The organism is Pantoea sp. X-Soil-TKNS-1211, from assembly GCF_059730495.1.
In genome coordinates this window covers 107,293-127,241 of the sequence record NZ_AP035956.1, presented here as the reverse complement: position 1 = coordinate 127,241, position 19,949 = coordinate 107,293, and the positions used below count along the sequence as shown (strand labels likewise).

Here is a 19,949-nt window from a genome sequence, read left to right as displayed (position 1 = left end):
TATAATTAAACAAAAAATGCAACTTAATTGTATGCTTAAACAGCATTTATACTTGGCTAAAATGTGATAGGAAAAATTGGCTTACCAGTAGAGGCAGCAACAAGAATGTCGAATTTGATACCTGAAGACACGAAGTTCCGAGAGGTATCGACGGGTGATTGCATGCAATGGAAATGAACTTTAATCCTGATCTGTTTATCCGATGTGCCGTAAATATCTGTCTGGGTTCTGATAACTCCCCTGCCTGTCAGGCAGGGGAACTGTAGTTCAGAAATGATAGCTCAGGCCGACCTGGCCGCTGTAGTCAGTTTTGAACGTCCCACCGAAGCTGTTTTTGACTTTTGCACTAACTGACAGGCTGTCGGTCAATTGTCCTTCCACACCGAGGTGTGCTCGATAGCGGTTATCTGACCAGGCATCATAACGACGAACTGACTGGCGATCGGTAAGAATAGTTTTTGTTCCCGATTTCCCCAGTGAATACTGATACTCAATACCCGCCGTCAGCATAATACTATCATTACCTGCCCACATGCCGCGTTTCTGTACCAACAAACCACCGGTTCCGTAATAAGGCGTGCCTGAACTCAGTGATATCGCCGCGTCATGTCCTGTCACATTATAGCCTGAAAGTGCACCACCGCTTACGCCGAGATAGGGGGAAATCAGCAGCATATCATCCGAAGTGCTGAACTGATAACCTGACCTTACGCCACCGGCCAGTATATGGGTATCGCGTTTTGCCTCGCCAGCACCGAGCACAGGAACAAGCATCAGTTCCTGACTGAGGTACATATACCGGCTGGCCACATCAACAAAGATACCTTTCCACGGCCGCCACGAGTAGTACATTCCAGCTGTGGCCAGACGGTGATTTTCTCTTCCCTGACTGCGGATATCCCCCTTGGTATAATCTGCGCTGATACCAAATATCTGACCGTTGTTCAGCGTATCCCATCCTACTGTCAGAGTCTGCTGAGTCGCTGATGAATCGAGAAAACTTCCCCGTGTGTGATCAACCGTTACCCACACTCCGCTGGTTTCCCCGGCTGTATGGAGCTGGGTGGAGCGGTCATGAAGCCTGCTGAGTGACTCGCTGAAAATGTACTGCCGTGAGGCCATCATGGCTCGCACCGTGCGGATGAGGGGTTTATTGTCCTGAATGGTGAACCAGTCATCAGGATTGAATTGCGGCTGCGCGGCTGCGCTGGCTCCAGTGTCTGCTCCGCTGCCATTTACTGCAGGCTGTTCATCCGGTGCAGCCGTAACCTGACCTCCCGTCTCCTTAGTTTCCTGCACAGTAGGTTCGCTGTCCCTATCTATCACCGGTTCTTTATTCTTTTTAAGCATCCACAGCACACGGTCTGCCTCATCCTGCACCATATAGTCTGGTGTATAAATAGTGAAGCCACTGTAGGTGCTGGCAAACGTGAAGTAGTCATGTGCCGTGCCCACTGGCGCATCGACCATGACCAGGTTCTGTTCCAGCGCAACCTGTTCTTCTTCCCTGACCAGCAGATCCACTTCGAGCAGATTATTACCGCCGGTGGCGGCGTTTTTAATGGTAATGCGGTCACTTTCCAGAGTGGAAGGCCGGACGCCCAGCGTGACCGTCAGACCGGTCGCATCAAATGTGTCCGTTGCAAGCGTTTTGGCTGTCCAGTTCCCGGAAGATGTGAGTGATAAGGATGCCCCGTTACCAGCCACCAAGCTGCTGATATTGCTGTCCCCGGTCATCTGCCAGTAGGCATCAGAGGCCAGCGTCATGCGGGTCGCTCCTGTTGACGTAACTGCCCCCTGGTAGAATACTTTCCCGAGATACAGGCTGGCGTTATCAGCCAACTGCACGTTGCCGTTCACGGTACTGGCGGGTAGAAGCTCCAGCGCATCCGCATCACGTACCGGCTGGCTGCAGGTCACATTGTTTAGATAAATTACCGCATAACAACGCCATGATTTTTCAGCTTCACTGTCGCTGTCGTTGTATCCCAGAGATACCTTTGCCGATTCACCAGTTGTAATATCGGCAGTTACGCTGGCGTATTCACCGACCTGAAAAATAGCATTACTGCCCACGTTGATGCTGTCCGCTTTAAACAGAGACATCAACCAGTCATCGTCAATCACCACACTGCCAGCGTGAGCCACGGGCTGACCGGATAGAATGACGACGCCGTTGTCAACATTCAGGCTGCCGTTAAGGTTCATGCCGCCCGTGAGTGCCACCAGTGCTGTGCTCTTTTCTGGAGTGATGCTGACGTTCAGTGCACCATTGACATTGTTTCCATCGGTCTCACCGATAAAACCGCGAAACACCTGCTTGTCGGGTTGTGTATGCCCAGTGATAGTAAGGTTTGCCATATTCGTGCTGCTGTGGTTTACCAGCCTGGCACCACTGTCGGTATGGTTTATTTTCGTGAAGGTCAGCGCGTTACCGTTCAAATCCAGCGTACCGCCCCGGTAGCCGAAATAAATATTACTGGTCGGAACCTGCCCGCTGTCGCTCAACACGACGGTTGGGCGTCCACTGACCATTGTGATGGAAGAAAAAGCCTGTTTCTGGCCTAATGCATCAGCCTGCTGATCGAGAATGACCGTTCCTGCTCCAACATTAAGGCTGCCGGGGTTTATGCCTTCCGCGTTCACATGAAGCGTGCCATCCCCGATTTTGTGCAGTGCATCACCGGTCAGACCGTTGACCTGCCAGAGCACCTCGTTACCGGCATCAACTTCAATCCCGCCCCCCACCCAAGTGGCGCTGACTCCCGCAGCCGATGTCAGTGTGTAATCAGCGGAAAAACGCAGCTTCCCAGCTCCCAGGTTGACGGGACCGCTCAGCTCGATGACGCCACCATCACCGTTAAAACGTATGTCTTTTGTGGCATCCAGCTCCTTACTCGTTGCTGCTGACGGTGCGAGTGTGCTGTAAGTGTCTGACAGACCGGCCCAGGACCACGTACTTCCCAGTTGAGTTATCGCATCCCAGCCCCAGCTGATGATACCGCCTCCAGCACTGTCAGTAATGTCGGGCGAGGTGTTAGCAGCAACCGTGTCCTGGATATAGCCATCTGGTATGTACTCCCACATGGAAATGGCCCCATAGGCATTTGACGACGTACCACCATGAAGCACACCTGCAATTTTCCACACGCTGTCCACTTCGTCATAGACCATGACAGGGCTTCCACTGTCACCAGCTAATGTGCCAATCGACAACGGAGAAGTCAGCGGACTATCTGGGCCATAATCAGGCGCACGTAGAGTCCCGGAAGGCCATGTCACCGCAGCAGTATTGATGGTCCCCCCGCTGACCCAGTTATACGCTCCGCTGAGTCTGATGCTTCCGGTCTGATCATCTGTTACCTGGGTTTGTAAACCGCCACCGGCCCGGGTGTACCAGGAATAACGGGAGGTATCCCCCTTTCGAATCTCAGACTTTACGACTACCCCGACCGGGGCAGCATCCGTCACCACCTTGTTTAAACGTGGCAGATGAAAATCTATATCATCGAGGGGGGACTCATTACGATTGATCAAAGTGTAAGTGGCAGCATATTGCGCACCATTCCCGAAGGTGACAGTCTTATACCCGGTGTTGTGACGCACGCTGGCGAGATAAGAGGGTGAAACGAGTGTGCTGTATCCGTAAGTCGCAACCATGCCAAAATCAGGCATGGAAAACTCAAGGATGCCGGATAGCGTACCATCTTTTTTATACACGGCAATATCTGACGCCCCGACAGAATATTTCCCTAAATTCTCGGCAAAATCACGATAATCCTGAACATCAACATCGTGTCGCATGACTCCCGCGTAAGCGGTCGTATAGATGAATATAGTAGCGTACCATACTGTGTTATAGTATTTTATCAAAACAACCCCTCTGACATAAGCAGGAATAAAAAGGATAAATGTATTTTTTAAATTCAGGCAACGAGCTGAATAGTAGGGCTCATACCCTGAAAATATTTAGCGCATAACATCAGCGCGTGATTTCTCAGCCTCATTCAATGGACAAAGCCCCGCGAAATTAAATAACTGCATATAGTGGTTATTTTTGTCTTTATGTGTCATCTCAGTCGTTAATTTATTTCTCCTTATGTACTGTTTGTAATCATCAATTTCTATCAAAGTTGTAACAGAAAGTAAATGCAAGCATCTTGCCAGGTAAAATAAAAGTAGACTCATATGAGACTGGGTTAATTCCATTAGCGACAGACACATATAACACATTGTTTTTATTAATGAAGTCATTCACATGCAAAGAAGGTCAAAGTTGTTTAATTTAAAACAATGGAACTTATATGCGTAGAAAATTGAAAACACCATCTCATTAAAGAGCTCCCCCCCCGGGGGCCTGCAACAGGAAAAAAAAACGGAACCAGCTACTTCTTATCGATTTTGCGAAGTGATAATAAAATGTGACCTGAATCATTTTGTGATTCTGAGAAAGTGATAATATTTAACGTTGATTTTAAAAAAAAGCATCAGGGGTGAATTTTTCCGAATATGGGCTGCTTAATGTTCCTATCAGATAAAAAACCGCTCTGCCGATACTCAACTTTTTTTCCCTTTCGACAGAAAAAACATGAAATAGGGCAGGGCAGAGTTAGGTTAATAAATTATACCATGGTATTCCCAAGGCGAAGGACTTTTCAGTTTAAGCAGGCAGTAAATCCGGTGAACGCGTTTATCGTCTAATCAGTCAATATCAGGATCAGGCGGGGTCTTTGTCGTCTTCGTAGTCATCTATTGATGCTACAACATGTTGCAAGACGTCGTCTTCATTCCTATGTGATTCCCGCAAGGCTTTTACCCTGCAAAGCGCGTTCCGGAATTGAAGTGAAAGACGAACTCACTCTGATTGGTCATGACTTTATGCTTGTTAATTTACCGCGTTAAGACGTTCATTATAAAAAGTTTCTGACTTCCACATACTCAACATCAATGTTGTCAGTTTCCTCGCCAGTGCAACAATGCCTTTTTTCAGCGACAAGATCCTGCATGCCTGACGGATACTCATCGCAAATTGCGAAACCAGATACCTGGAGAGTTCCCGTTTTATCGCTGGTTTTAAAGCTTTTTTTCGATAACGTCCTTCAGTGCCCGACACTTGAGACTGAGATCGGCAAACATCTGTTTGAGACGTCGGTTTTCATCCTCCAGATCTTTCATCTTTTTGATATCAGAGGCTTCCATACCGCCGAACTTTGCTTTCCAGTTGTCGTAAGTAGCCTCAGAAATACCCGCCTCACGGCAAACGTCTTTCACCGTTCTTCCAGCCTCAACAGACTTCAACACGGCGATGATCTGGTGTTCGGTGAATCGTGCTTTACGCATGGCAATCTCCTCCGGAAACATAAACAGTATGTCGGAAGATCTCTAAAAGTGAACGGTTCGTTTTGCAGGGATACTTACAGGAGAGGCGGGCGCTTCGGGGATTAGCCGGATATGTTATTTAACATAATTATGATTATGCGCCATTAATGTGTTACTCCAAAACGCTAATGTCGTACGGGGAGATGCGGATGTTTTCCTGGACTGCTATGTTGTGATCCCCAGATGCTCCCGGTACTTCACCGGACTCATCGCACCTAATGATATTTTGATTCTCTTCTCGTTATACCAGCGTATGTACCTGTCCAGGAAGCACATAAAATCTTCCAGCGATGTGCCCGCCCAGTTTCTGCCATAGTACATTTCATTTTTGACCCGCCCGAAGAAGCCTTCGCACGCCGCATTATCCGACGAGCAACCCTTGCGTGACATGGACCTTATAAGACCCGATCCATTGATACGATCCAGCCAGCCCGGCCATCGGTAATGGCTTCCTCTGTCACTGTGTATCACCGGCCTTTCATTTTCCCTGAGCGTATCGATCGCATCATCGAGCATGGCATTTACCAGTTTTGCGTCCGGACGTGTCCCTATGGCCCAGCTCACCACTTTGCCATCAAAACAGTCGATGACTGGCGACAGATAGACCTTTCCTGCCGGAAGATGGAACTCGGTAATATCGGTCAGCCACTTCTCATTTGGTCTGTAGGCACGAAAATTTCTGGCGAGGAGATTTGCAGGTGCCGGTCCGATTTCCCCGCAGTAAGCGCTGTATCGCCGCCGCCCGACACGCTTAACAACCAGTTGCTCTTCAGCCATCAGTCTGCGGACAACCTTTTCTGAGATATATGTGTTGTTTTCACGGAGCATCGCGTGGAGGCGTCGGTAGCCATAGCAGCGATAATTTCCCTCAAAGATCTTTGCCATAGTTACGCGTATTTTCGCGTACTTGTCATGCAGACGCAGGCTTGCTTTGTGATAAAAATAGCAACTGCGGGCAAGCTGCAGAGCACTGAGCAGTTCAGCAACGGGATAGATTTCTTTAAGGGCATCAACGAGCCGGGTCTTCTCCCTGTTCTTCAGGGTCAGGACGTTGATGCCCATGTCTTTTTTTATCAGTTCATTCGCTTTTGTCAGGATGTCACGTTCAAGCTGTAGCTGATGAACCTGCTGTTGAAGCTGCTTTATTTCATCGCGCAGTGCATCCTGCTGCTTATCCCGAGAAGCTGGTTTACGTTTACGCATGGATTGATAAGCCTCATCGTCGATCAGGTCTTTCTTCCATTTGTACAGGACCGGAACGCTGATACCTATCTTTTGTGCAACTTTAAGGGCGGTTCCGCGTCGGGTGCAGAGTTCGCGCACAGCCTGGGTTTTTTCTTCCGGGCTGAAGCATTTATTCGTGTTCGAGCGAATAATCAGCGGGCGTCGTCCCGGATAAATCTCTTCGATCCAGCTCTTAAGCACTTCGTTGCTGGGATAACCGATGGCACGCCGCGTGAAAGCCAGACAGCCGCCGTGCGTAAGATAATGCTCAACCCTGTGCATGTGAATAGCGTTTTCTTGGCTTTAATTCCCTGGGTAAGTCACCGGCCTCTTCATAAATTCGAACCCACCGGGAAAGCTGTTTAACGGATGGATAGCCCAACTCTCTGACAACAACTGTCAGCCTTTTGCCATACCTGAAGTAAAGCTCCACGGCCCGGATCCGATCCTCATATGAGTGCATAAATTATCTCCCGAAGGTCCAGGAAATCGTCCGCACCCCCCTTAGCCACTGAGACGACATCTTAATAATGGATAGACAACTTATAGTTATGTTAAGTGATGATTTGAGCCAGTGCACAGAAAAGAACGCACTGGCAAGGATGTGGATAACAATCTAATTAAAAAACAACAGACTTAAACCGGGCGGCATTAGATGCAGTGTAAATAACTGTATTTTGGATGTTCTTATGCCCTAAGTAATCTTGTATGAGCCGGGTATCACATCCCTTATCTGCCAAGGCATAACCACATGCATGCCTGAACATATGCGGATGCACATCAACATTGATGTTGGCGACTTTTCCAGCCACCCTGAAGATGCGGTATAATTGCTGCCTCGATATTTTTTTACCATGTGTTGATAAAAACAAATATTCAGAATCAGAACCCAAATAGCTGGATCGCATCTGCATCCAAGCTTCTAATGCTAACAGTTCGCGATATTGCAAAGGGTGCTGAACCGAAAACCCATTTTTTAATCTTGATATATAGATAATTTTATTGGAAATTTCGACATCCCGCAACCTTAGCTGAGAAAGCTCACTTACCCTGAGCCCATGTATAAAACACATTAGCAGCATGCATTTATTTCTCTCGCTATTTTTTGATAACCCAACGGCAGAGATCAACCTTTCTATCTCATTAACGGTAAGATACTTCCTTCTCTTCATTTTCTTCATTTTCTTCATTTTCATATTTTTACTTTCCCCTATCTTTAACTTCAACGATTGCATTCTACAAGTAATCGTCTTATAAGCAATGAGTTAAGGTTTAATAAGGTTTTTTAGGATTACTGGTACCAGGCTTTAATATCCCCGTACATTTCGTCAATCTACTTATTATGATTCAGGATAAATCATTCCATTGATTAAACTTATCATTTAACTGTAAAAACAACTCTGATTTTGTTCTGATACCAAGTTTTCGCATAGCATTACATTTATGGCCGCTAATGGTTTTGATGCTTAATTTCTTCATGCGTGCAATTTGTTGCAAATCCAAACCATTATAAAGATGCCGTAAGACATAAATTTCGCTAGGTGTTAATCTCGAAGTGACACATTGTAGCGCTTCATTTACTTGCGCAAGGTCACAGCAGATTTTCGGACTGAGCACACGCTGTTGTTCAAATGCCTTTCTGAAGAAATCTTCAGTGTCAGTAAGTGCTTCTCCGCGCGCAATCACGCTGATGTTGTAATGATTGAGTAAAATCCTCAGTGCATTACTGTCCCAACAAGAGGTATACACTACGATATTCATGTCCGGGAACAGAGCATTCATTTGCCGCAATATATCAAGCCCCTCCTGTAGATTTTCTTCAGCGCTTTGCAAATCAGTGACAAGGATATCCACGGATTGATACATCAGGGCATCAAACATTTTGCCCAAACTCGGCTCCTGGATGCTAATTTCACAGTTCTTATTGATAGACCTAATAAGCGTTGAGAGCCCGATGAGCGTTAAGGGGTGGCTATCCATTAATGCCACGCTACGAGGCAGTGTGTATGTCTGATTCATCTTTTGCTCTTTGATGGCCGAGACTCCCGGCATTGATCTATTTAAAAAAACATCACGGATAACACTTAAAGACCGGATGTTGGACCGATTTTTGCCATCCAGGTGCCCTGAGCAAAGAGTTCACTGTCATTATGAAAACCCAGTTTCATCATGGCATTACGCTTATGTTTACTGACTGTGCGCACATCGCGATGTAGCGTTTGCGCTACCCTGGAAACGCTCAGACCAGAAAACAGGTAAGCAAGTACATCCAATTCCCTGGCGGTGAGTGAGGTATTTTTCACCGGTGTTTTTGCGAGCAGGAGTTGTACTTTTGGACTTAACCATTGCCGCCCCCCAGACATACCCTTTGAGACACATTGCGCCAGCGCCAGTACCGGTTCTTGTTTTAACAAAATTCCGTTGGCTTTAGATGACACGAGAAGCTCAAGTACCCGAGAGTCGCTAAAATCAGTGCAGATGATAATCTTCATTGTTGGGTGTGCTTTACGTAGTTGCGCCAAAAGCCGCAACCCATCCAGCATGAGTTCTTGTTCGCCACAGATATCCATGATCAATAGCGAAGGCTGCGCTCTGGCAACTCGCGTTGAAATGCCAGCAAGACTGTGTACATAGCTTATGGAATCGGTGATCCCGCAGGAAACGATCAGTACTTGCTTTATGCCCATCGCCGTAACAGGGCAGGTATCCATGATCAACACACCTTCTCCAGCAGAACTTGCAGCAGAATTGTCTGATAGGGTTAGTTTATTGAAACAGCTCATCTGACCTCCTTGTTTTCTAGGTAACGTGCTCTGAACGGAGCATTCTCTTTTCTGTATTGCTCTCCCTCTCGATTTGCTTAATTACTGGTACGTAAAGGTGACCTGCATTGTTCCAACAATAGTTCCTGGCGTAACATTGCCCTGCGCACTGTAAGCTCGCGCCAGCATCTCGAACGTTGTACTGCGACTTGCGGTATCAATGCTCTGCACTATTTGTGTCGCGTTTCCCAGCACCGCGCCGGCACTGCTTTGCACTTCGATTTGCACCCCCGTTGCGGTTCCTGTATTCGCGTACATGGTGCTTTCGACGTCATCCGCCGTGCCGCTCAGGCTCATGGTGGCCTCCGTCGTCGATGTCGGGCATTCGCTCAGTACAATTGAAAAGGATTTCCAGTCGGTTGACGAGCCAGCCTCAGCAAGTGAGGACGCCAATATTTTCTGTCCTAAATCCACATTCAACCCACCGGAAGGCAAGTCAATACTGCAAGGTGAGGCTTTAATGTTGCCAGTAATGTTAAGTTGAGTATCCGCATTCGCCGGAGGTAAAAGCACCATGACTGCCAGCCATAGAGTAAACACCGATATTTTTGCTTTGTTGCTCAAATTCACCCTGGATTCCTTAAACATTTTCGTATTCCTTACCCGTCCCATCACGGAATTACTCAATTTCGGCGCGAATAGTCGCTGTTGCGGTGAAATCCCCGGTCTCAGGCGCATTACCTGTGGTGTTAATAGGAAATAAGTTAATCGCCGAGGTGCCAACCTGAGTGGTGTAATCCATCGTCAGTGGGAGGCGTCCAGTCTGCGGGGCGATGGTTTCGCCGGCGGTATTCTGAATCCTGACACCCACGTCGCTATTGGTGGTAGCAAGTGCGGTCGGATCGTTCGCATCCGGGGTTCCCTGGAAAGAGAGGCTTACCTGCACGCCATCAGAAATATTGGTGCAGGCAACGTTGAAGTTGACGTTTTTAGGCGTAAAGTTTTTCGCCATTTCGCCCTTAGTGGCGATATCACCAGACAGGATGTCGCCGAAAGGTACGGTGATGACCCCTCCGCCATTAATCTCGCAGGATTGTGGCACAGTAACCGTACCACTCATCCAGACGGATGAAACGGGGTCAGGAGATTGCGTTGATGAGTCGGAGGCGATATAAACATCAACCACTTTGGTAAGCGGGATTGTTTGTACTCCGACAAATGGCCGCCGGAAATAGAGGGATATCGAACCACGCGAACCGGTTGCGTAAGGATACTTATCACAACTGGTCGCGGTATTCAGGTTGCTGACGCTGGTAAACGGCGTTGGTTTGTTCGCGCCATATCCCCCGCCAATAAAAACTTCGCTAGCCACCGCCAGATAATCGTTGATGCTGTAATAATTGAGACTACCGTCGCTGTAGACCAGGCTGGTATCCGGCACTTTTGCCGTGACATAGGCACCAGTATAGGTACCGGAACAAGAACAGGTCACGTTATAGTTGCCGCTGAGGCTCCACTGATAGGCATTGTTAACTATCTTGCCAGCGGTGTTTTCTGACGGCTCCGACAATAAATAAGCCAAATCGAAGTTGTAAGTTTTTGCCCCGGTAGTCGCGTAACAACTTTCCGCTTGTGCCCGGGCACTCAGCATTCCGCCGGCCAGCGCCAGGCAAAGCAACGCAGCATTTTTGCCACAGAAAGAATGGCGAGGTAAATTGCGGCGTGAAGTGATGTCTACAAAAAACGTATGCATGCGATCAATCATGTCCATATTCCGCCTTATTGGCAGGCTCCATTAATAAGTTGAATACCCGATGTGGCCGACTGTTCAGGCAGGTGATAATTCACCCGGCAGGTCTCAGCCGCTGAAGTTCCCCATTTCACCATAAGCATTCCGGCATCCGGCATACCAGACAGATAAACCTGCCCACCATCGCCGACAATGCTGCCATTGCCCTTTTTGTCATCAGCAATAGCCGCCTTCGCGCCGAAAGGCACCGGCTCGCCGTTCGCACGGGTCAATGTCATCAGCACGCGCTGACCAATGTTCGGATCAAAGTCTGCACGTACCACGGCGCCACGGGTCGGTATCACCGTCGTACTAGTCAGTGTCATATCCACATTGTCCGGTAAGGTTGAGGTATCAAGTGAAATCTGGTTACGCCGGTACGCTGTGGCGTAAGGCACCACGGCATAACCGCGCCAGTCAGTTCTCACCCCCGTATTGCTGGAGATGTTCACATCATCTGCGCCCGGTGCTTTAACCAACACGACCGTTTCGCTCAACGGCTGAGAAAGGGTTACGCCATTTTCATGGACCACAATGCCGCCCTGCAGGCCATAATCCACACGACGCTGGCTGTTGTCATAACCGTAACCGGCGTTAACTTCGCCATAGGTCCCTTTATAGTCGGCACTGGCGTAGCCATTCGCGCCCTGCCCATTCGTGGTATAACCTTGGCTGATGTTGTAATTAAGGTTGTCATCATGTAACGCTGTACCACTGAGGCCCACGTTATGCGAGGTACTCCCATTTTTGCTGTTGTTCATGTTATAGGTGGCGTAACTGCCCGGCAGCCATTTGCTCAACGGTATGCTGAGGTTCAAGGCAATAATCTGATCGGTGTAATAGTTACGGTTGCCGTAGCTGTCCAGACCGTTGCGACTATAGGTATAACTCACACCATATGAGATCCCTTTCCAGGTGTTGTTGTATCCGACGCTGGCCGATTCGGTAGAACGGTTGTTATTCCAGTACTCTTCTTTCACCAGGCTCAGCGAAAGCGCCCCCCCCTTCTTCCATAAGTTCTGGCTGAGAGTGAGTTCGGCACGGCTCTTCTTATGATCGATATAATAGCGATTGCCGTGGTCGTAGCTTTCCAGCGCCTCCTGAAGGGTATAAAAACCAGAAGTCGAATAACGGTAGCTGGCGAGACTGAAGTTAGTTCCGGTTTCAACGAAGCTCTTACCGTAGCGCAGCCGATAAGATTGCCCGTTTTCTTTCGCAGCATCTTTACGTGTGGTCCACGCCTGCGTGACATCCGCAGAGAGCGCACCGATGCGGCCAAGGTTTTGCCCAAGCCCGATAGCCATCGACTGGTATTTACTCGCTGCCTGTAGGCCACCATATACGGTCGCACCGTGCGACAAACCGTAGATCGCGGTGCCCTGAGTAAACAGTGTCTTTTCAACGTCATCGTTGTACGAGCGATACTGACCGCTGGTGAAGCTGTATTTAAGGTGTCCTTCACGCTGAAGGACCGGTACAGAAGCGAAAGGGACTACCAATGTTCGCTCGGTGCCGTCAGCTTCTTTGATGGTCACGTTAAGATCGCCACTGCCCGCCGTCGGATAGAGGTCGGAAATCACGAACGGTCCCGCAGGCACGTAGCTTTGATAGATCACATAGCCATTCTGGCGGATGGTCACCTGCGCATTACTTTGCGCGATGCCACGAACCACGGGCGAATAACCCTTCATGCTGTCCGGCAACATATCGTCATCGGAAGCGAGCTGAACGCCACGGAAAGGCACGGTATCAAAAACTTCCGTAGGCGAGTTACTGTCGCCCAGCGTCAACTGACTTCTCAGTACCTGGATGTCACGTTGCAGGTAAGTATTGATTGAGTTCCAGTTGTCGTTACCATTGCTGTCCCGGTTCCAGGTTGAATAGTTGCGCAGACGCCAGGCGCCCAGGTTCGCGCCGGAACGCAGGTTCAGGTAATAAGTATTGGAATTGCGGGTGTCATTATTTCTCGCTTCGCTGTTCGCCCCGCTGAAACTGTAATTGAACAGCAGTGCTGGAATACCTGAGTCCCACTGCTCTGGGGAAACATAACCGCGTGCTTGCGAATTCAATGCCGCCTGTGGAATGCTCAGATCCAGCCTTTGTTGGTCAAAACGGAAGTTGGCTGAGGATTGATCTATCGCAGCGGTGAAATTGGCACATTCATCTGTCGCCTGAATACCAGGGTACATGCCAATTTTCACGCCCATATCCCGCAGAAGCTCTCCGCTCAGACAAGGCTGAAGGCTTTGCTTACCACTTGCATCAGTCGCCAGGGTGAAGTTTACGTCTCGAGTGTCAACCTCTGAACCATTAAGATAAATATCAACACGATAGGTGCCAGGAGGCTGTAGTTTGCCGTCTTCGAAAATGGATAAATCAGCTTTCCCCTGACCAGGGTTATCGATTTCTAATAAAGCTGGGTTGAAATACTCAGCTGCATGGACCACGTCCGTTCCACCGATTAAAAGCGCAACCGGGCATGCTACCAACAGCGCAAGGCGGGACAGTCTAAAACTGGCCGGATCATGAATCTTCGTTATTTTTTTCATTTTCTTAGTTCCAACTAATAACGCAGTTTGACGGCTGCGTTCTCACTTCCTTTTTGATTAGACGTAACAGACCGCGGGATCAGATACTGCCCGTCAGAACTTTGCTGGTACCACCGTAATCGTTAATAAACTGCCAGGTCAGCGATCCTCCAGCAACGCTGGCAGGCAAGGCAAAAGTGGCTTGTGATTGCGGTGCAACCATGTGAGCGTCCTTTAATTCAGTTCCGTTGATTTTGACGTTGAAAAAAGTGATGTAATGCGGGGACGGATTGGTCACCTGGAGCTGGTTACCGGTCCGTTTCCAGGTGAGCGTCTTCGCCGCCTCTTCAAGAGAACCTTTCACGCCAGCAGGACGGTAAATCAGTTTGATACGTGTTTTCACCGCAATTTGTAGGGTGTTTTGCCGCTTCTCAGCAGAAGGAATCGATTTGATATTCAGCCAGAACAGCGACTCTTTATTCTCCGGCAGATCACCACCCGCGCGTACCACGCGCAAAATGTTTTGCTGAGTCCCGTCCAGTCGGAACAAAGGCGGCGTGACGATAAACGGGGCTTTATTTGCATGTGCGCCCGCAGTCGTCTCACCACTGTCTACCCATGACTGGATTAAGTAAGGGTTTTTGTCCGGATTGTTGATATTGATGGATGACTCTTTCTTTGTACCGTCGTAGATGACACGCGTGCCACCGACTACCACGCCAGCCTGCGCCATCGTGCAAAAGGTTATTAATAGAGCTGCCACCATTGTGGCACGCCAGTTTTTCATGGTGTCCCTACCTCTCTTCAACATTCAAAAAGACCAGAGGCATCAATTGCCCCTGATCTGATTTATCTCAATCTAACTTACTGATATACAACAGTAAACTGAGTTACGGCGTTTGCATCACCCACGGTCACATCGTCAGACACGGAGACATAACGTGCGCTGAAGTCCAGGCTGTTAGAACCGGTACTGACCAGAGGGTAAACAGAGGAATCTTCGTACAGAGAAACAATTTTGTTGGAACTGTCAGAAATCTGAACACCTACGCCAGTTGCTGTGCTGTCACCGGCAGTCAGTGCCAGAATGCTGTTGTCGCCAGAAACCTGTTCACCGTCGAAACGTACGGTCGCGCCAGTTACGGTGTCCGGGCAGTTAGTCAGTACCAGGGTAAATTTCTTGGCCGCTGCCAGAGAACCAGCAGTCGGGAATGCAGTACGAGCGATGTTGCCCAGGAATACATCCTGGTTTTGAGAGGCAGTATCAATGGTACAAGCTGCATCGGTGATAGTACCGGTGAAGTTCACTGCACCATCAGAAGCGAAAGCAGAAGAAGAAATAGCGGAAGTAGCCATCAGAGCAATAGCAAGAAGAGTCTTTTTCATCAGAATTTCCTATAAACAATAAAAATCGATATGCCTTCAAAACGGCACTCGAATTAGTTATGACAACACCATCTGTCATTCCTTTATTTAGTTCATGAGACTCCGCCTCAATTAATAAATCGCCTGTTAATCCCGAAAGAGAAACGATTCATTTTGAACTAAAGTGACTCCTTTGAACTTTAAAACCATAAACACACACACAAACAGAACAAAAAACTAAAAAAATATATTTTACAATATATTGTTGGTGTTTTTTTTAAACCATTGTTCACGCATGTTATAAAACAGCCATACCGATGCAAGAAAAAACCGAGAGAATTCTGAGGGAGGTTAAATAGCGGATTTATGTATAAGGCATTGAAAATGTGATATTAATAATAAAATATAACCAGACACTACAATCAGTATTGACAGAGATTTACCGTCTCACTAGAGTATGCTTCAGTTTAGTTCAAAATGACTCCATTGTAACAATTAATTACATTTCACTTACCAAACATTTTTAAATCGCGTAGCGTTACTTGCAGTATAGATGACCGTGTTTTGGATATTACGGTGACCTAAATAATCCTGAATTAATCGAGTATCTATTCCCCGATCAGCCAGTGCAAAACCACAGCCATGTCGCAACATATGGGGATGAGCATTAATAGTCAGATTTGCAGCCTTACTGTAATTTCTTATTAGCCAGTAAATTCGTTGTCGGGATAATTTTGTACCCCGATTAGAAAGAAATAACCAGTCTGTATCCGCTCCGCGATATTGGTTTCTTTTATTCATCCAAAGCATTAATGATTTACGCTCACGACTGTAAAGTGGATGAACGGTCGAAAATCCGTTTTTTAATCGATGAATATAGATATTATTTCCTTCTATATCGATATCGGACAACCGCCAGCTGCTGATTTCACTGACTCTACAGCCATGGATGAAGCACATCCAGATCAGGCAGTAATCCCGCTCTGCGTGCTTCCCGCGCAGCGTAGCCTCAAGCAACCTTTCAACTTCGGACGGCGTCAGGTACTTACGATTTTTCATAGTGCCTCTTCATATTCATGTGATCACACATAAGCATTGATTTCGCTGGAGCTCACAAAAAAATGCTTTTCTGATATTGGAAATGCTCCCTGTTGATACAGAGAGGTAGAATAATGCTTTGTACAATAATAACAACAACAAGTTTACTCAACGTATTTATAAAACCTCCTTGAATGGCACATGAATAAATCACGAATCCATTTACAATATACGTCTTAAAATCCAATACAGCAAATAGAAGACATCTAAAAAAACCGCACACTGAATCCCCGTAAAACCATAAGGATATTTTTGAGAGAATTTATAACGGCGCCTTTTAAATTTAGCGCATATTTTAATCTATGGATTAATAGTTCCGGTCAGTATGAGCACCGTTATTACGGTGCCGAAACCCCATCATTACCGTCTAACTTCAGTCAGTTATGTCCTTTACAGGTGTCTTGTCCCCTTTTTCAGCACATTTTTTTCACAAGGATTTTTCTAAAATCTAACCACTGGTTAGTTCAGGTAAACGCTTCATTTTATCGGCAGGACGGAATGACTCAATTAAGAGCATTTTTTGGCCTCAGAACCTGGGGAAATCACGCGTACAAGAGATGTGCATTGATTGATGCCTGACGGGAAACGAGCAGAAAGAACCAATGGAGGTCGAAAAAACAGGACGTATCACGTCCTGTTTGAACAGAGAAGAATTAACGCAGGGGGATCAGGCGGCAAGACCACCATCCAAAATGAGTGTTTGTCCGGTCATATAGGTGCTATCTTCACTGACCAACCATGCAACTGCGCCAGCCACCTCGGCCACTTTCCCGAAGCGCTTCATGGGGATCGTTTTCCGCAGCTCCACCAGCTTTTCTTTAGGCATATTGGCCATGATTTCCGTATTAATATAACCAGGCAGCAGGCAGTTAACCCGCACACCAAAGCGTCCTAGCTCGATCGACAATGTGCGCGCCAGACCAATCATCGCCGCTTTGCTTGCCCCGTAGGCGCTTTGCCCGCTATTGCCTTTTACGCCTGTCACTGACGACATCAGCACAACAGAACCCGCGCCCTGCATCATCATGGGTTCGAGCAACAGACGATTCCAGTAGAAGATGGCATTAAGGTTGGTGTCCATGACCTTGCGCCAGTTCTCCGGGCTCTGGTGAATGTTCAATGCATCAAGGGTGATACCGGCATTGTGTACAATCGCATACGGTGCACCGTAATGCGTCAGCAGATCGACTGCCAGTCGGGTTACTGCCTGTTCATCACATCCGTCACATTGATAACCCTCAACCATGCCGGGTAACGCCTCACAGGCAAGCTCCACCTCGTTTGCTGCAGTTTCATCCTTACACCAGGTGAACACCACATTCCACTGTTTTGCCAGACGCAGCACCGTAGCACGTCCAATCCCACGGCTTCCGCCGGTGACTAATATCCATTGATTACGCATAGCTTATTGACTTTTTTCGCTGAGATAGTGGCACAACTCGCTAAGAGTCATGTTGACATTGTTGACGAATACATCAGCCTCAATCGTTACCCCAAACTCTTTCTTCGCCAGCACCATCAATTCCACATAATCGAGACTATCAAGTTTAAGCTGATACAGCGGCATGTCTGGAGCAATGTCAGCCATTTCCAAATCTTTTGCATCACACAGCATTTCGCTAACCTTGCTGTAAATTTCATCAAATTGAGCCAATTTTTATTCCTTTAATTTAGTCAGTTAATAATTATTTTGTGTTCTTGAATGACAGTGCTCTGCTACGCTGCCAGCGGCCCGGTTTTCAACGTAACCGTGACTGAGATCAGCGGTTCATTGACACGCCATGCCTGAATGCCAGCCATTAACACCAGGCCGACCTCTTTTTCTCCCATCACCAGCGTTGGCTGGATGGAATAATATAAAGATTTGAATCGCGGACATTCCCTCTCATGCAGCAACAGCCTGGGAGAAAAATAGGTGTCGTGATGGGTCTGCACCACCTGTACCAGGTTGAAGACTTCACCCAAGCTGGCAGCCTTATGCGCGGGGATAATGCTGTTTACGGTCTCGATTGATTCCGGAGAATTCACCAGCTCGCGAAATAGCACCGCATCCAAAAAGCTCCACAACGGAGTTGACGGATTTCCCATGCCCTGAAAATGACGATACAACGCCGCCAGAGCTTCCCCACGCAAACTTTTCGCCTGCGTAACCGGGGATAACACCAGCGGTTTAGCTTCGACCAGCCTACTGCTGATGCTGGTCCGCTGAGTATGCGCATTAAGTAATTTGCTACCGACCTGTATCAACTCACCAATGCGCGTTTCGCTTAACGACAACTGATAGGGTATAGCGCATAATACGGGTTCGCGAAGCCGGCTACTAAACCGCAGCCCCCCCGTCGACAATGCGTGTTTTTCCAGCACCTGACTCAGTCCCGACTTCACATCCAACATCGCACGCATGCCGTGTACACATAATCCGTCCATGCCCAGATGTCTCGCCTTCGCTGCATCAAAATGAATCGGATTGTAGTCTCCGGAAAACGCTGCCCAGCGCTCTGCATCTCGCTGTGAGTAGCACAACGACATTATTGCCCCCGTCCGATAACCAGTGCCGCATTAGCGCCGCCGAATCCGAAACTTAGGTTGAGAGTTATCTTCAGCTCTGCCGGGCGGTGTATATTAGGGACATAATCCAAATCGCAGGCTGGATCCGGCGCATCAAGATGACAGGTCGCAGGCATAATCTGATGCTGCAAAGCCTGAAGACAGACGATGGATTCGAAACTGCCCGCCGCGGCGATCAGATGACCGGTATAGGATTTGGTGCTGGAACACGGTGTGGCATATGCCGCCGTCTCACCCAGCGCAATTTTGATCGCCTCGGTTTCATTGAGATCGTTAAGCGGCGTAGATGTCCCGTGCGCGTTAATGTAATCCAGCTCGCAGGCCGCAATGCCAGCCTGATTAAGCGCGCGGCGAATGGTCTGCACCCGCGCAATTTTATCCTCGGCCGGTGCGGTAAAATCGTAGGCATCAGAGTAACTCCCGTACCCGAGAATTTCGCCAAGTATGTTAGCGCCGCGTGCAATAGCGGACTCCCGCTCCTCCAGGCACAGTACTGCCGCCCCTTCGCTCAGCACAAAACCGTTACGATATTGGTTAAACGGACAGCAGGCGCGGGTTAAAACCTCCTGCTCACTGGCCAGCGCACCCAGCACGTCAATGTTCCATACTGCCGAGTCAGAACGCAGTGACTCTCCGGCCCCCGCCAGCATCATATTTGCGCGACCAGTACGGATCAGCTCAAACGCGTCACCAACGGCAATGGTCCCGGTCGCACAGGCCGCTACCGGCGTGTTCTGATACCCACGTAGTGCCCACAGCAGGCTTACGGCAGCCGTGGCTGCGTTAGGCATTGAGAAGAAACATCCAAAAGGTGATCCCACACCGGTGCGTATATAGTCTTCATAATGCCGCTGGGTTTCGTCTTGCCCAGCCCAGCCGGTACCCATGATGACGCCACAATCGCGCAGATCGTAATGCTGCTCTGGTTTTTCATCGCCAAAGGCCATCTGCATAGCTTCACGAGCTGCGGCCAGCGTAAGCCGTGCATAGCGAGGCAGGCGACGGCGGATGGCGGCAGGCACCCCCTTGAGCGAGGGTTCCTCATCGATCAGCCCGTAAAAGCGGGATTTGATCCCAGCAGCAGATTTATCGCAATAACGATAGCCGGTTTTGTAGTCCATTATGGCTGCCCAGCTCTCCGTGGAATTCATACCCAGCGGAGTGACCGCTCCATAACCGGTGACGACCACCCGATGTCCCATATTTGTCGTCTGTAAAACTTCCGTTTGCATGATT

At 48.4% G+C, this 19,949-nt stretch carries 14 protein-coding genes and 2 pseudogenes; all 16 read right to left on the bottom strand.

Annotation, left to right across the window (positions count from 1 at the left end):
* Positions 1 to 267 precede the first annotated feature (267 nt).
* The 16 genes and pseudogenes from AC6I8W_RS25480 to AC6I8W_RS25405 all read right to left on the bottom strand — a co-directional run bounded on the left by AC6I8W_RS25480 (position 268) and on the right by AC6I8W_RS25405 (position 19,945).
* Entirely contained in the window at positions 268 to 3,804 is a 3,537-nt protein-coding gene (locus tag AC6I8W_RS25480) for a S6 family peptidase (RefSeq protein ID WP_497839341.1), read from the bottom strand.
* Between the two features lie 1,171 nt (positions 3,805 to 4,975).
* Positions 4,976 to 5,340, bottom strand: a pseudogene (locus AC6I8W_RS25475) (transposase); the annotation flags it as partial.
* Positions 5,341 to 5,544: 204 nt separating this feature from the next.
* Positions 5,545 to 7,066 (bottom strand): annotated as a pseudogene (locus AC6I8W_RS25470) (IS3 family transposase).
* Positions 7,067 to 7,223: 157 nt separating this feature from the next.
* Positions 7,224 to 7,793, bottom strand: a complete 570-nt coding sequence (locus tag AC6I8W_RS25465; RefSeq protein WP_497839379.1) for a tyrosine-type DNA invertase — start codon at positions 7,791 to 7,793, stop codon at positions 7,224 to 7,226.
* 157 nt (positions 7,794 to 7,950) lie between these two features.
* Positions 7,951 to 8,622 carry a LuxR C-terminal-related transcriptional regulator gene (locus AC6I8W_RS25460; protein WP_497839340.1) on the bottom strand — a complete coding sequence of 224 codons (672 nt, stop codon included), beginning with the start codon at positions 8,620 to 8,622 and terminating at the stop codon, positions 7,951 to 7,953.
* Between the two features lie 65 nt (positions 8,623 to 8,687).
* Positions 8,688 to 9,386, bottom strand: coding sequence for a LuxR C-terminal-related transcriptional regulator (locus AC6I8W_RS25455; RefSeq protein WP_497839339.1), 699 nt, complete (start codon positions 9,384 to 9,386; stop codon positions 8,688 to 8,690).
* A gap of 81 nt (positions 9,387 to 9,467) precedes the next feature.
* Complete coding sequence (locus tag AC6I8W_RS25450; RefSeq protein ID WP_497839338.1) at positions 9,468 to 10,013, bottom strand: fimbrial protein; 546 nt, start codon at positions 10,011 to 10,013, stop codon at positions 9,468 to 9,470.
* A gap of 31 nt (positions 10,014 to 10,044) precedes the next feature.
* Positions 10,045 to 11,118 carry a fimbrial protein gene (locus AC6I8W_RS25445; protein ID WP_497839337.1) on the bottom strand — a complete coding sequence of 358 codons (1,074 nt, stop codon included), beginning with the start codon at positions 11,116 to 11,118 and terminating at the stop codon, positions 10,045 to 10,047.
* 26 nt (positions 11,119 to 11,144) lie between these two features.
* Positions 11,145 to 13,703 (bottom strand): fimbria/pilus outer membrane usher protein, encoded by a 2,559-nt coding sequence (locus tag AC6I8W_RS25440; protein ID WP_497839336.1) that lies wholly within the window; start codon positions 13,701 to 13,703, stop codon positions 11,145 to 11,147.
* Between the two features lie 79 nt (positions 13,704 to 13,782).
* Positions 13,783 to 14,469 carry a fimbrial biogenesis chaperone gene (locus AC6I8W_RS25435; protein ID WP_497839335.1) on the bottom strand — a complete coding sequence of 229 codons (687 nt, stop codon included), beginning with the start codon at positions 14,467 to 14,469 and terminating at the stop codon, positions 13,783 to 13,785.
* A 77-nt stretch (positions 14,470 to 14,546) separates the two neighbouring features.
* Complete coding sequence (locus AC6I8W_RS25430; RefSeq protein ID WP_497839334.1) at positions 14,547 to 15,068, bottom strand: fimbrial protein; 522 nt, start codon at positions 15,066 to 15,068, stop codon at positions 14,547 to 14,549.
* 489 nt (positions 15,069 to 15,557) lie between these two features.
* Complete coding sequence (locus tag AC6I8W_RS25425) at positions 15,558 to 16,106, bottom strand: tyrosine-type DNA invertase (protein ID WP_497839333.1); 549 nt, start codon at positions 16,104 to 16,106, stop codon at positions 15,558 to 15,560.
* 706 nt (positions 16,107 to 16,812) lie between these two features.
* Positions 16,813 to 17,547, bottom strand: coding sequence for an SDR family NAD(P)-dependent oxidoreductase (locus AC6I8W_RS25420; protein ID WP_497839332.1), 735 nt, complete (start codon positions 17,545 to 17,547; stop codon positions 16,813 to 16,815).
* Between the two features lie 3 nt (positions 17,548 to 17,550).
* Positions 17,551 to 17,799 (bottom strand): acyl carrier protein, encoded by a 249-nt coding sequence (locus tag AC6I8W_RS25415; protein ID WP_497839331.1) that lies wholly within the window; start codon positions 17,797 to 17,799, stop codon positions 17,551 to 17,553.
* Positions 17,800 to 17,861: 62 nt separating this feature from the next.
* A complete protein-coding gene (locus AC6I8W_RS25410; RefSeq protein ID WP_497839330.1) occupies positions 17,862 to 18,674 on the bottom strand; it encodes a MaoC/PaaZ C-terminal domain-containing protein in 813 nt (270 codons plus the stop codon).
* Positions 18,674 to 19,945, bottom strand: coding sequence for a beta-ketoacyl-[acyl-carrier-protein] synthase family protein (locus tag AC6I8W_RS25405; RefSeq protein ID WP_497839329.1), 1,272 nt, complete (start codon positions 19,943 to 19,945; stop codon positions 18,674 to 18,676). Before AC6I8W_RS25405 ends, AC6I8W_RS25410 begins: the two co-directional genes overlap by 1 nt.
* Positions 19,946 to 19,949: the final 4 nt, after the last annotated feature.

Bases quoted from the DNA above. Each gene is read 5' to 3' on its own strand.
- AC6I8W_RS25480 (WP_497839341.1), bottom strand. From the start codon at position 3,804: ATGCGACACGATGTTGATGTTCAGGATTATCGTGATTTTGCCGAGAAT.
- AC6I8W_RS25465 (WP_497839379.1), bottom strand. From the start codon at position 7,793: ATGAAGAAAATGAAGAAAATGAAGAGAAGGAAGTATCTTACCGTTAAT.
- AC6I8W_RS25460 (WP_497839340.1), bottom strand. From the start codon at position 8,622: ATGAATCAGACATACACACTGCCTCGTAGCGTGGCATTAATGGATAGC.
- AC6I8W_RS25455 (WP_497839339.1), bottom strand. From the start codon at position 9,386: ATGAGCTGTTTCAATAAACTAACCCTATCAGACAATTCTGCTGCAAGT.
- AC6I8W_RS25450 (WP_497839338.1), bottom strand. From the start codon at position 10,013: ATGTTTAAGGAATCCAGGGTGAATTTGAGCAACAAAGCAAAAATATCG.
- AC6I8W_RS25445 (WP_497839337.1), bottom strand. From the start codon at position 11,118: ATGCATACGTTTTTTGTAGACATCACTTCACGCCGCAATTTACCTCGC.
- AC6I8W_RS25440 (WP_497839336.1), bottom strand. From the start codon at position 13,703: ATGAAAAAAATAACGAAGATTCATGATCCGGCCAGTTTTAGACTGTCC.
- AC6I8W_RS25435 (WP_497839335.1), bottom strand. From the start codon at position 14,469: ATGAAAAACTGGCGTGCCACAATGGTGGCAGCTCTATTAATAACCTTT.
- AC6I8W_RS25430 (WP_497839334.1), bottom strand. From the start codon at position 15,068: ATGAAAAAGACTCTTCTTGCTATTGCTCTGATGGCTACTTCCGCTATT.
- AC6I8W_RS25425 (WP_497839333.1), bottom strand. From the start codon at position 16,106: ATGAAAAATCGTAAGTACCTGACGCCGTCCGAAGTTGAAAGGTTGCTT.
- AC6I8W_RS25420 (WP_497839332.1), bottom strand. From the start codon at position 17,547: ATGCGTAATCAATGGATATTAGTCACCGGCGGAAGCCGTGGGATTGGA.
- AC6I8W_RS25410 (WP_497839330.1), bottom strand. From the start codon at position 18,674: ATGTCGTTGTGCTACTCACAGCGAGATGCAGAGCGCTGGGCAGCGTTT.
- AC6I8W_RS25405 (WP_497839329.1), bottom strand. From the start codon at position 19,945: ATGCAAACGGAAGTTTTACAGACGACAAATATGGGACATCGGGTGGTC.